10 protein-coding genes are annotated in these 11807 nt (G+C 67.5%); 1 reads left to right on the forward strand and 9 read right to left on the reverse strand.

The features are described from left to right. Nucleotides 1–54 precede the first annotated feature (54 nt). From dapD to SFB74_RS15720, 6 genes are all read right to left on the reverse strand, one after another. A complete protein-coding gene (dapD, locus tag SFB74_RS15695) occupies nt 55–888 on the reverse strand; it encodes a 2,3,4,5-tetrahydropyridine-2,6-dicarboxylate N-succinyltransferase (RefSeq protein WP_125950812.1) in 834 nt (277 codons plus the stop codon). A 43-nt stretch (nt 889–931) separates the two neighbouring features. Beyond that, nucleotides 932–2152 carry a succinyldiaminopimelate transaminase gene (gene dapC / locus SFB74_RS15700; RefSeq protein WP_432731707.1) on the reverse strand — a complete coding sequence of 407 codons (1221 nt, stop codon included), beginning with the start codon at nt 2150–2152 and terminating at the stop codon, nt 932–934. Nucleotides 2153–2240: 88 nt separating this feature from the next. Beyond that, a complete protein-coding gene (locus SFB74_RS15705) occupies nt 2241–2879 on the reverse strand; it encodes a LysE family translocator (protein ID WP_432731708.1) in 639 nt (212 codons plus the stop codon). A 39-nt stretch (nt 2880–2918) separates the two neighbouring features. Further along, entirely contained in the window at nt 2919–4265 is a 1347-nt protein-coding gene (gene argA / locus SFB74_RS15710) for an amino-acid N-acetyltransferase (RefSeq protein ID WP_432731709.1), read from the reverse strand. A 69-nt stretch (nt 4266–4334) separates the two neighbouring features. Further along, nucleotides 4335–6329, reverse strand: a complete 1995-nt coding sequence (locus tag SFB74_RS15715) for an AAA family ATPase (protein ID WP_432731710.1) — start codon at nt 6327–6329, stop codon at nt 4335–4337. A 300-nt stretch (nt 6330–6629) separates the two neighbouring features. Beyond that, nucleotides 6630–6827: a hypothetical protein gene (locus SFB74_RS15720; protein ID WP_432731711.1), complete on the reverse strand. Its 198-nt coding sequence runs from the start codon at nt 6825–6827 to the stop codon at nt 6630–6632. Between SFB74_RS15720 and hrpA the strand changes: the two genes are divergently transcribed. Continuing rightward, the gene (hrpA, locus tag SFB74_RS15725) at nt 6817–10605 is read left to right on the forward strand and encodes an ATP-dependent RNA helicase HrpA (protein ID WP_432731712.1); all 3789 of its coding nucleotides are present in this window, start codon (nt 6817–6819) and stop codon (nt 10603–10605) included. The genes SFB74_RS15720 and hrpA overlap by 11 nt on opposite strands. 87 nt (nt 10606–10692) lie before the next feature. On the opposite strand, the gene SFB74_RS15730 is transcribed toward hrpA, so the two are convergent. The 3 genes from SFB74_RS15730 to SFB74_RS15740 all read right to left on the reverse strand — a co-directional run bounded on the left by SFB74_RS15730 (nt 10693) and on the right by SFB74_RS15740 (nt 11800). After that, on the reverse strand, nt 10693–10851 hold the full coding sequence (locus tag SFB74_RS15730; protein WP_093195340.1) for a DUF3309 family protein: 159 nt from the start codon (nt 10849–10851) through the stop codon (nt 10693–10695). 98 nt (nt 10852–10949) lie between these two features. Continuing rightward, on the reverse strand, nt 10950–11408 hold the full coding sequence (locus SFB74_RS15735; protein WP_432731713.1) for a DUF3592 domain-containing protein: 459 nt from the start codon (nt 11406–11408) through the stop codon (nt 10950–10952). Next, entirely contained in the window at nt 11405–11800 is a 396-nt protein-coding gene (locus SFB74_RS15740) for a rard protein (protein WP_432731714.1), read from the reverse strand. The genes SFB74_RS15735 and SFB74_RS15740 overlap by 4 nt, the downstream gene beginning before the upstream one ends. Between the last annotated feature and the right edge of the window lie 7 nt (nt 11801–11807).

Genomic DNA, 11807 nt, shown 5'->3' on the forward strand with positions numbered 1-11807 from the left:
TTCTCTGGGACTCTGAAGAAAACCGGCCCCGGAAGAGGGGCCGGCGGGGAGTTATCAGTCGCGCAGGAGGTCGTTCAGACTGGTCTTCGAGCGAGTCTGCGCGTCGACCGTCTTCACGATGATCGCGGCGTAGGTGCTGTAGTCCTGGCCCGACTTGGTCTTCTTGGGCAGGTTGCCGCTGATGACCACGCTGCCGCTCGGAACGCGGCCGTAGGAGATCTCGCCGGTGTCGCGGTTGAAGATCGGGGTGCTCTGGCCGATGTACACGCCCATGCCGAGCACGGAGTTCTCTTCGACGATCACGCCTTCCACGACTTCGGAGCGCGCGCCGATGAAGCAGTTGTCCTCGATGATGGTCGGGTTGGCCTGCAGGGGCTCGAGCACGCCGCCCAGGCCCACGCCGCCCGACAGGTGCACGTTGGCACCGACCTGCGCGCACGAACCCACGGTGGCCCAGGTGTCGACCATGGAGCCTTCGCCCACGTAGGCGCCGATGTTCACGTACGAGGGCATCAGGATCGCGCCCTTGGCGATGAAGCTGCCGCGGCGGGCCACGGCCGGCGGCACGATGCGCACGCCCGAGTCCTTCAACTCGTTGGCCGACAGGTGCGAGAACTTGGTGGGCACCTTGTCGTAGAAGCCGAGCGAGCCGGCCTGCATCTGCTCGTTGTCCTTGAGGCGGAACGACAGAAGCACGGCCTTCTTGATCCACTGGTGCACGGTCCACTTGCCCACGCCTTCGCGGGTGGCCACGCGCAGCTTGCCGTTGTTGAGTTCGGTGATGACGTGCTCGACGGCGTCGCGCACTTCGGCCGGCGAGGCGGCGACCGAGATGTTGGCGCGGTCTTCCCACGCGGCGTCGATGATTTGTTGCAGTTGCTGGGTCATGGAGAGTCTCGGGTGAAAAATGGGAGCAGGAAAGCGAAGCGGATCAGCGGCGGGCGTCCTTGCAGAAGCGCACGATGCGCTGTGCGGCCTCCACGCATTCGGCCGTTTCGGCCACAAGCGCCATGCGGATGCGGCCCCGGCCGGGATTCGTGCTGTGCGCGCCGTAAGTCGTCTCGCGCGCCAGATAGCTCCCCGGCAGAACCGTCACATTGTATTGAGCGTAAAGGGCACGGGCGAAGGCTTCGTCGTCGCCAGCCCACACTTCGGGCACGCCGGCCCACAGGTAGAAACTGGCGTCAGGCAGTCGCACGTCGAGCACCGGCTCCAGCAGCGGCGTGACAGCCGCGAACTTGGCGCGGTACTGGGCGCGGTTGTCGACCACGTGCGACTCGTCGCCCCAGGCGGCGATGCTGGCCGCGGCCACGGCGCCGCTCATGGCGCTGCCGTGGTAGGTGCGATAGAGCAGGAATTTCCTGATGATGGCCGCGTCGCCCGCCACGAAGCCGCTGCGCAGGCCGGGCACATTGCTGCGCTTGGACAGCGATGTCAGCGCGATCAGGTTGCGGAAGTCGGGCCGGCCGAGCTTCACCGAGGCTTCGAGGCCGCTGAGCGGGGGCTCGTCGCGGAAGTAGATCTCGCTGTAGCACTCGTCGGCGGCGATCACGAAGCCGTGGCGGTCGGAAAGCGCGAAGAGCTTCTTCCACTCGTCCAGCGCCATCACCGCGCCGGTCGGGTTGCCCGGCGAGCACACGAAAACCAGCTGCGTGCGGGCCCAGACATCATCGGGCACGCTGTCCCAGTCGACCGCGAAGTTGCGCGAGGGCACGCTGGGCACGTAGTACGGCTCGGCACCGGCGAGCAGGGCCGCGCCTTCGTAGATCTGATAGAACGGATTGGGCGACAGCACCACCGGCTGCGGCGAGGCGGTCGGGTCGACCACCGTCTGGGCCAGCGAGAACAGCGCCTCGCGCGAGCCGTTGACGGGCAGCACCTGCGTGGCAGGGTCGAGGGCGAGGCTGTAGCGGGTCTTGAGCCAGTCGGTGAAGGCGGTGCGCAGCTTCAGCTCGCCGGCGGTGGCGGGGTAGGCGGCCAGCGCGCCGAGGCTGGCGCTCAGCGCGTCCTTGATGAAACCCGGCGTGGCGTGCTTGGGTTCGCCGATGCCCAGGCTGATAGCCGGGAACTCGGGGTTGGGCGTGACGCCCGCGAACAGCTGCTTCAGCCGTTCGAAGGGGTAGGGTTGCAACCGGGAAAGCAGGGGATTCATGGCCGGGATTATCGGTGACAGGCGTTACCGCTCCCGGCGAAGCGGCTACTCGCGGCGGCCGGCTGCAGGGGGGCGGAACAGGGGACCGTCAGGCCGCGCTGCGGCGATAGAAGGCCAGCGAGCCGGCCAGCGCCAGCAGCATGCCGCCGCAGGCGCGGTCGATCCAGCGCGTGGCAGAGATGGTCAAGAGCCGGATCGCACGGGCGCCGACGAAGGCGTAGGCCAGCATCACGGCCATGTCCAAGCCCGCGAAGATCAGCGCGATGACGATGTACTGGGGCGCCTGCGCGGCAGCCGGGTCGATGAACTGCGGCAGCAGCGCCGAGCAGAAGATGTAGCCCTTGGGGTTGGTCACGGCCACGAGGAAGGACTTGAAGAAGATCCGCCGGCTCTCGCCAGCCGTGGCCGACGGCGCCGCGTCGGCGGCCGGCAGGTGGAAGCCGCCCTTGGAGCGCAGCATGCGCAGGCCCAGCCAGGCCAGATAGATGGCGCCCACCCATTTCAGCATCGAGAACCAGAACTCCGACGCCGCCAGCAGCGCGCCCAGGCCGAGCGCCACCGCGCCGACCAGCACGAAATCCGACAGCACGGCACCCAGCATGCCCGGCAGCGCGCGGCGCACGCCATGGCGCGAGCCGTTGCTGAGCGCCAGCAGCACAGTCGGCCCGGGCGTGGCGATGGCGGCGAAGGCTACGATGGCGAAAAGCAGGGCGGTTGCGAGCGTCATCGGGGCAGTCTCCTAGGTGTGTGATTTCCGGGGCCGGGACTAGATCTTCTTGACCAGCACCTGGCTCTTGCGGTCCCAGTTGTACTTGCGCTTGCGCGCCTCGGGCAGCCACTCGGGGTTGACCTGCTGGAAGCCGCGCTTGAGGAACCAGTGCATGGTGCGCGTGGTGAGCACGAAGATGCTGTCCAGGCCGATGGCCTTGGCGCGGTGCTCGATGTGCTTGAGGATGCGCTCGCCGTCGCCCTGCGACTGCGATTGCGGCGACACCGTGAGCGCGGCCATCTCGGCGGTGCGCGCCTCGGGGTAGGGGTAGAGCGCCGCGCAGCCGAAAATCACGCCGTCGTGCTCGACCACCGTGTACTGGTGGATATCGCGCTCGATCTCGGTGCGGTCGCGCTTGACCAGCGTGCCGTCGCGCTCGAAGGGCTCGATCAGCTGCAGGATGCCGCCGATGTCGTCCACGGAGGCCTCGCGCAGGCTTTCGAGCTTCTCGTCGATCACCATCGTGCCGACGCCGTCGTGCACGTAGATTTCGAGCAGCAGCGAGCCGTCGAGGGCAAAGGGCAGGATGTGGTTGCGCTCCACGCCTGCCTTGCAGGCCTTCACGCAGTGCTGCAGGTAGAAGGCGGTGTCGGTCGGTTTCTGCGGCGGCGGCAGAGAGGCCAGGAGCTTCTCTGCGGCGTCCAGCGGCAGCTCGGTGTCGATGGGGTTGTCTTCGCTCTCGGGCAGTTCGCTGTCGATGCGGATGCCGGGAGTCTCGGTCAGGAAGATCAGCTTGTCGGCCTGCAGCGAGATTGCGACGCTGGTGGCGACTTCTTCCATCGTCAGGTTGAAGGCCTCGCCCGTGGGCGAGAAGCCGAAGGGCGACATCAGCACCATGGCGCCGAAGTCCAGCGTACGGCGGATGCCGGCCGCGTCCACCTTGCGAACCAGGCCCGAATGCTTGAAGTCCACCCCGTCGACCACGCCGACCGGGCGCGCGGTGATGAAGTTGCCCGAGATCACTCGCACCGTGGAGCCCGCCATGGGGGTGTTCGGCAGGCCCTGGCTGAAGGCGGCCTCGATCTCGTAGCGCAGCTGGCCGGCGGCTTCCTGGGCGGAGTCGAGCGCCACCTCGTCGGTGATGCGGATGCCGTGCGAATACTTCGCCTCGTGCCCCTTGGCCGCGAGCTGCTCGTTGACCTGCGGGCGGAAGCCGTGCACCAGCACGATCTTCACGCCCATGCTCTGGATCAGCGCCAGGTCCTGCGCGATGTTCTGCAGCTTGCCCGCCGCGATCGCCTCGCCGGCGAGCCCGACCACGAAAGTCTTACCGCGGTGCGTGTGGATGTAGGGCGCGACCGAGCGGAACCAGGGCACGAAAGTGAAATTGAAGACGGTGGACATGGGGCGTGATTGTGCATTCATGAAGGGGCATTTGCCTGACTCGGCCCGACTCGCCCGAGCCGGGCCGGATCAGGCGATCGCGCGCAGCACGCGGGCCGCGCTCGCGGGAACGGAGCCGCCGCCGCTGGAGGGCGGCGGTGGCAGCGGCAGCCCCGCATGATTCGCGCGGAAGCCCGCCAGCAGCGCCGCATAGGCGTCGGTGGCCGCGCTGGCGGCACCCGAGGCCGGATCGGGCAGCCCGAGCATCGCGGCCAGCTCGGCCGGCGCGATGGAGCCATCGCGCAGCAGCGCGTCGACCACCGTCATCAGCGCCGGCGTGTGGGCCTCGAGCAGCGCCAGCGCGCGCTCGTGCTCCTGCGCCAGCAGTGCCTCGATCTCGGGGTTGGTCGCGTCGACATCGGTGTTGACGTTGTCGTTCGGGTCGTTCGCCACGTCGGTGCGGCTCAGGCGCGTGCCGAAGGCGAAGTGGCGCACGTACTGCGCGGCGTAGGCCGTCGCCTGCATGAAGTCCTGCGTGGCGCCAGAGGTGCAGGCCTGCTCGCCGAACACCAGCTGCTCGGCGGCGCGGCCCGCGAGGCTCACGCAGATGCGGTCGCGCAGGTTCTCCTTCGACCAGGCCTTGCGCTGCTCGTAGCTGTTGTAGCCGCCCTCGAACGAGGCCACGTTGATCTTGATCTCCTGCGGCGCGCGGCCGAAAAGCAGGCCGTAGGCCACGCCGTGTCCGGCCTCGTGCACGGCGAGCAGGGCGCGGAAGTCCTCGCTCGAGCGCTGCTTGAGGCGGTTCAGCTCCAGTGCCACCGGAAACTGGCGGCGCGCCTTGCGGTACTTCGCCGTGATGGCCGACACGCCCGCGTCCAGCGAGAGCCACACGGGCTCGCTGCCGTTGGCGCCTTGCTCCAGCGCCCACAGCGCGGCGTTGACCAGCGTTGCGCTCAGGATCGCGTGGATCGACGAGAACAGCGGGCGCGTGCCCTGCGCCGGGAATACGGCGTTGGCGTAGATCTGCTCGTACACGCTCGCGTCGAGCACGAAGCGCACGCCGGAGCTTTCCTGGATCTCGGCCACGTAGCGGTCGCAGATCGACAGGATCAGGCGCACATAGGTCGCGCGGTTGAACGAGGGGTAGATCACGTGGTTGTTGCCAAGGCGTGCGATCTGCTCGGGGCGAAAGCGCTCGGCCAGAGCCTTCTTCACGTCGATGACGGAGAGCTTCTTCGTCAGCGCGTGGAAGATGTCGGCGTCGGTATCGCAGTCCTCTACGCGCTGCGCCGTCTCGGCGTACATCTCGTCGAGGTTGCCCGAGACGAACACAAGCAGCTTGCTGTAGTCGGTTTCCCAGCTCTGCTGGGTGTCGCGGAAGGCGCGCAGGCGCGCGTGCACCTCGGCGGGCTTCCACGCCATGATCTGCAGCAGGGTCTCGGAGAGCTTCAGGCAGCGCTTCACCTCGCGCGCCTCCCAGGGCGACAGGTGCAGCTTGCGCTTCTTTTCTTCCTTCTTGTTCTTGTCGTTGCCGTCGCGGTCCTGCGTGTATTCGGCGTACGCGAGCGAGGACTCGATCTCGCCGAGCATCGAGAGCGCGGGCGGCAGGCGACCGTCGGACAGCAGAGCCCACACGTCCTGGTAGCGCTCGACCTTGGCGTCGCTGCCGTTGCCCTCCACGGTGCGGAAACGCTGGAACTCGTCCAGCACCAGGATGCCGGGCATGCCCTCGGCGATGCCCGACTCGGCCAGCATGGCCGAGATGGAGCCGCGGCTGTGATAGCCCGAGCCATGGCTGAAGCCGTCCATCTGCACTTCGATGAAGCGGTCGTAGAAGCCCAGGTGCTGCGCGAGCCTGCGCACCAGCTGCGTCTTGCCGGTGCCGGTGAGGCCCCAGAGGCACACGATGACGGGGCGGCTGATGAGCTGCGGCAGCACATACCAGGCGCGAAGCGAATCGATCACGCGATCGATGATGTCGTCGATGCCGAAGAGCTCGGTCTTCAGCGCTTCGGCGACGGTTTGCAGATGGCGAGTGCGTTCGGCGAGCTCGGCATGCAGTTGGGAACGGATGTCTTTGGACATGATCTGGTTTTTCTTTTTCTTCGGCTCCTGGAGCCGTTCATACAGGTACACAGGTACGAAAAGGCCGCCGCTCCTTCGGCATGAAGGAGTCGGCAGTCGGGACGCTGTGGGTGTCGGTTGCGGCGCTTCTGTCTTCGAAGCGCGCGAACAATGCGCGAAGCTTCGGTCAGGCAGGACGAGGCAACTTGACCCGCCCGTGCGCACTGGGCGCACGGCTTGCGCAGCGACGGCGCAAGGTGACGGGGGCAAGGCGATAGGACATGGACGCGATCGTAGTGGCGGTTTGCAATTGAGTAAAGACTATTTACGGATCGTGTTGCAACCAAACCGCGCGATGTGGATGCCGTGCAACAGGCGCGGTGCGCGCCGATAATCGGCGGTTTGCCTGCCGCGCCGGCCCGACGACTGCTTTCCCTTGACGACCACGACACCGCTCCGCATCGAATTCCCCGAATCGCTTCCTGTATCGAGCAGGCGCGACGAGATCATGGCCGCCATCTCGGCGCACCAGGTCGTGATCGTCTGCGGCGAGACGGGCTCGGGCAAGACCACGCAACTGCCGAAGATCGCCCTCGCGCTGGGCCGCGGCAAGCTCAATGCCGAGCCGGGCAAGGGCCGGCTCATCGGCCACACGCAGCCGCGCCGCATCGCCGCTAGCTCGGTGGCCAAGCGCATCGCGGAAGAGCTGAAGACGCCGCTGGGCGACGTGGTCGGCTTCAAGGTCCGCTTCCAGGACCGCCTCTCGCGCGACGCCTCCGTCAAGCTGATGACCGACGGCATCCTGCTGGCCGAGACGCAGACCGATCCGCTGCTGAAGGCCTACGACACGCTCATCATCGACGAGGCCCACGAGCGCTCGCTGAACATCGACTTCCTGCTGGGCTACCTGCGCGAGATCCTGCCGCGGCGGCCCGACCTGAAGGTGATCGTCACCTCGGCCACCATCGATGCCGACCGCTTCGCGCAGCACTTCGCCTCGGCGAAAGGGCCGGCACCCACCATCTTCGTCTCGGGCCGCACCTACCCGGTCGAGCAGCGCTATCGCCCCTTCGAGGAATCGCGCGAGCACGACCTGAACGACGCCATCGCCGACGCTGTAGACGAGCTCTGGCGCGATCCGCACAACGCGGGCGACATCCTCGTCTTCCTGCCCGGCGAGCGCGAGATCCGAGAGGCGGCCGACCATCTGCGCCGCCACCTGAGCCACCAGCCGCTGCTGCGCAGCGCCGAAGTGCTGCCGCTTTTCGCACGGCTCTCGGGCCCCGAGCAGGACCGTATCTTCGACGGCCACTCGGGCCGCCGCATCGTGCTGGCAACCAACGTGGCCGAGACCTCGCTCACGGTGCCGGGCATCCGCTACGTGATCGATACCGGCACGGCCCGTGTCAAGCGCTACAGCTTCCGCAGCAAGGTCGAGCAGTTGCTGGTCGAGCCGATCAGCCAGGCGGCCGCCAACCAGCGCGCGGGCCGCTGCGGGCGCGTGGCGAACGGCATCTGCATCCGGCTCTACGACGAGAAGGATTTCGAGGGGCGCCCGCGCTTCACCGACCCTGAAATCCTTCGCTCCTCGCTGGCGGGCGTGATCCTGCGCATGAAGTCGCTGCGCCTGGGCGATGTGGCACGCTTCCCGTTCCTGGAGGCACCGTCGCCGCGCGCCATCGCCGACGGCTACCAGCTGCTCAACGAGCTGGGCGCGGTCGACGACGCCAACGAGCTCACGCACACCGGCGCCGAGTTGTCGAAGCTGCCACTGGACCCGCGCGTGGGCCGAATGATTCTCGAAGCCCGCTCGCGCAGCGCGCTCGAAGAAGTGCTCATCATCGCCTCGGCCCTCAGCGTGCAGGACGTGCGCGACCGCCCGATGGACGCGCAGCAGCAGGCCGACCAGGCGCACTCGAAGTTCGACGACGAGAAGAGCGAGTTCAGCGGCTACCTGCGGCTGTGGAAGTGGATCGCCGACGCGCGCGGCGGCCACGGAGACACCCACAAGCTCAGCAACCGGCAGTACGAGCAACTGCTGCGGCAGAACTTCATCAACATCCGCCGCGTGCGCGAATGGCGCGACATCCATTCGCAGCTGCTCACCGTGGTCACCGAGCACAAGTGGCGCATCAACGCGGAGCCCGCGGGCTACGAGGCGCTGCACATGTCGATGCTGTCCGGACTGCTGGGCAACATCGGCTGGAAGCTGGAGGACGACGAGGCCTACCTCGGTGCCCGCGGCATCAAGTTCTACCGGCACCCCGGCGCCCACCTGAAGAAGAAGCCCGGGCGCTGGATCGTCGCGGCCGAGCTGGTCGAGACCACGCGGCTCTTCGGGCGCGGCATCGCCAACATCGAGCCGCAGTGGCTCGAACAGGTGGCGGGGCACCTGCTGAAGAAGCAGCTGCTCGATCCGCATTGGGAGAAGAAGGGCGCGCAGGTTTCGGCGCTGGAGCGCGCGACGCTTTATGGGCTCGTGGTGTACAGCGGCCGGCGCGTGGACTTCACGCGTGTCGACCCCGTTGCCGCGCGCGAGATCTTCATCCGCGAGGCGCTGGTCGGTGGCCAGTGGGAATGCCGGTTCCCGTTCCTTCAGGCCAACCGCAAGCTGGTGCGCGAGGTCGAGGGCCTGGAGCACAAGTCGCGCCGGCAGGACGTGCTGGTCGACGACGAGCTGATCTTCGCCTTCTACGACGCGCAGTTGCCCGCGGACGTGGCCAGCGGCACCAGCTTCGAGAACTGGTACCGCCAGGCCTCGAAGGAACAGCCGCGGCTGCTGTTCCTGACGCGCGACGAGCTCATGCGCCACCAGGCGGCAGGCATCACCACGCAGTCGTTCCCGCCGACGCTGCGGCTGGGCGGCGTCGATTGCGCCGCGAGCTACCTGCATGAGCCCGGCGACGCGAAGGACGGCCTCACCGTCAGCGTGCCGCTCTTCGTGCTCAACCAGGTGAGCGAGGAACGCTGCGAGTGGCTGGTGACCGGCATGCTCAAGGACAAGATCCAGGCGCTGCTCAAGAGCCTGCCGCAGCGCCCGCGTTCGCGGCTGGTGCCGCTGCCCGAGTCGGCCTCGAAGCTGGCGGAAGAGCTGTCGGTGCCCGAACTCTTCGGCACCGGCTCGCTGACCGACGTGCTGCTCAAGCGCGTGCGCGACATGACCAGCATCGACGTCAAGCGCGCGGACTTCAAGCTCGACATGCTGGCGCCGCACCTGTTCATGAACCTGCGCGTGGTCGACGAGCATGGCCGGCAGCTGGGCATGGGGCGCAACCTCGGTGCACTGAAGGCCGAACTAGGGGCCCAGGCGCGCGGAGCCTTCCAGGCGCTGGCCGGCTTGAACGTCAAGGCCTCGCCCGAGAAGAAGGCGGCCACCGCATCGGACGATCGCTCGAAGGAGTCCTCAGCGAAGGCACCGGAAGCCCCCGCGGCCGCCGCGCTGCCGGCCGGCCAGCGTTACACGGCGTGGACCTTCGGCGAACTGCCCGAACTGATGGAAGTGCGTCGCGGTTCGCAGTCGCTGATCGGCTTTCCGGCGCTGCGCGACGAAGGCGACGCCGTGACCATCGAGGTGTTCGACGAGCCCGCCGTGGCCGCCGCGAAGCATCGCGCCGGCCTGCGCCGCCTGTTCGCGCTGCAGCTCAAGGACGCGCTCAAGTACCTCGAGAAGAACATTCCCGACCTGCAGAAGATGTCGGTGGCCTACATGCCGCTGGGCACTTCGGAAGAGCTGCGCACGCAGATCATCGACGTGGCGATCGACCGGGCCTTCCTGCAGGAGCCGCTGCCGACCGACGAGTTCGCATTCAAGCGCAGGCTGGAGGAAGGCCGCGGCCGCCTTACGCTGATCGCCAACGAAGTGGCGCGGCTCGCATCGACCATCCTTGTCGAGTACGCGGCTGCCGCGCGCAAGATCAAGGACACCAAGATCCAGCCCGATGCCGTGCAGGATGCTGCCCAGCAGCTGCAGCGCCTCGTCGGCAAGCGCTTCATCGCCGATGCGCCGTGGACGCAGCTGCAGCATTTCGCGCGCTACCTGAAGGCGATCGTGCTGCGGCTCGACAAGCTGCGCGCCGACGCCGCGCGCGACGCGAGCAAGCTCGCCGAGCTGAAACCCCAGGATCAGCGCTACTGGCGACTGGTGGCCGAGCGCAAGGGCGTGGTGGACGAGCGCATGCTCGAATTCCGCTGGCTGCTGGAGGAACTGCGCGTGAGCTTCTTCGCACAGGAACTGCGCACGCCGCAGCCGGTGAGCGTGAAGCGGCTGGACAAGGCCTGGGCTCAGCTGCAGGCCTGATTGCGGGTTGCCGGACGGCAGGACGAAGAAAAGCCCGCTCGCGCGGGCTTCTCCTTTTTCATATTCGGGGCACCGTGGCCGCAAGGCTTATATGCGCCCCATGAGCACGAGGATCACCACGATCAGCACGACCAGGCCAAGCCCGCCGCTGGGCCCGTAGCCCCAGGCGCGGCTGTAGCCCCAGCTTGGCAATGCGCCGATCAGCAGCAGGATCAGGACGATCAGCAGAATGAACGAGAGCGACATGTTTGTCTCCAGGGCGTTGTTGCGATGAGCTTTCATGCTCGCCCCGTCGAGTCGCGCGAGGGGCCGGAGGGTAGCCCCTCCGGTGGTCAGGCAACGTCCTACCGGGGGCGTCGGCGCTTTGCCGGTGCGCTCGCAGGCACGAAGAGCAGCCCCGCCGTCACCAGCAGGAAAACCAGGCCCAGCCCGCCGGTGATGACTGCGCCGCCCCACAGCGAGAAGAAGCCGTCGAGCCGGGCGTCCTGCGGGTTCCGCGGATCGAAGAAGACGTTCACCGTTTCGCCGACTTCATAGGCCGGCGGGCTGCTGCTACTCGACGGCGCGAACTCGATGATCTCGCCCGAAGGCGCCTTGAAGCGCACCAGCGGCTTCCAGGTGCCAGATTCGTGGCGCTCGGAACTCTCGACATACAGCAGCCGCATCACCTCGCCCTGCGTGCGGCTGGCCGATGCGATGAAGGAGGTCGTGTTGTGGTGCAGCAGCCATGCGACGCCGCACAGAACCACGGCCACCGCACCGAAAACGAGCCTCAGGATCGCGATGGGGCTGGTGTTCTTCATTCGGGTAATGGCTTTCCCAGCAGCGCCGCGGTGACGATGGCGCAGAGGCCGGACAGCATGGTGCACGCGACGAGGAAGGCGATGGCGCCCAGGGATGCGAGGAGCGCCTTGGCGAAGGGGCGGGTGCGCAAGAAGTAGATCGGGACGCCCAGCAGCGGAAAGAGGCCGGCCACCAGCGCCGAGCGCCCCGGCGGCAGCACGCCGCGTTCCAGTCCGTCGGCCCGGCACCACGTGTAGCAGAGGGCGCCGATCAGCAGGGCGTGGGCCACGTCGACCGCCGAGTAAGACTTGCCCGCCGCCTGCGGCACGATCGGCGAGAGCACGCCCGCCACGACGAACGAGAGCGCCAGTGCCAGAAGCACCCGGCGCGGCCTGTTCATCGTGATGGCCATCCGGTTG

Source organism: Variovorax xiamenensis, from assembly GCF_050916385.1.
GTDB lineage: Bacteria > Pseudomonadota > Gammaproteobacteria > Burkholderiales > Burkholderiaceae_C > Variovorax.

Bases quoted from the DNA above. Each gene is read 5' to 3' on its own strand.
- SFB74_RS15705 (WP_432731708.1), bottom strand. From the start codon at position 2,879: ATGACGCTCGCAACCGCCCTGCTTTTCGCCATCGTAGCCTTCGCCGCC.
- SFB74_RS15730 (WP_093195340.1), bottom strand. From the start codon at position 10,851: ATGTCGCTCTCGTTCATTCTGCTGATCGTCCTGATCCTGCTGCTGATC.
- argA (WP_432731709.1), bottom strand. From the start codon at position 4,265: ATGTCCACCGTCTTCAATTTCACTTTCGTGCCCTGGTTCCGCTCGGTC.
- hrpA (WP_432731712.1), top strand. From the start codon at position 6,817: ATGGCCGCCATCTCGGCGCACCAGGTCGTGATCGTCTGCGGCGAGACG.
- SFB74_RS15735 (WP_432731713.1), bottom strand. From the start codon at position 11,408: ATGAAGAACACCAGCCCCATCGCGATCCTGAGGCTCGTTTTCGGTGCG.
- SFB74_RS15715 (WP_432731710.1), bottom strand. From the start codon at position 6,329: ATGTCCAAAGACATCCGTTCCCAACTGCATGCCGAGCTCGCCGAACGC.
- dapD (WP_125950812.1), bottom strand. From the start codon at position 888: ATGACCCAGCAACTGCAACAAATCATCGACGCCGCGTGGGAAGACCGC.
- SFB74_RS15740 (WP_432731714.1), bottom strand. From the start codon at position 11,800: ATGGCCATCACGATGAACAGGCCGCGCCGGGTGCTTCTGGCACTGGCG.
- dapC (WP_432731707.1), bottom strand. From the start codon at position 2,152: ATGAATCCCCTGCTTTCCCGGTTGCAACCCTACCCCTTCGAACGGCTG.
- SFB74_RS15720 (WP_432731711.1), bottom strand. From the start codon at position 6,827: ATGGCGGCCATGATCTCGTCGCGCCTGCTCGATACAGGAAGCGATTCG.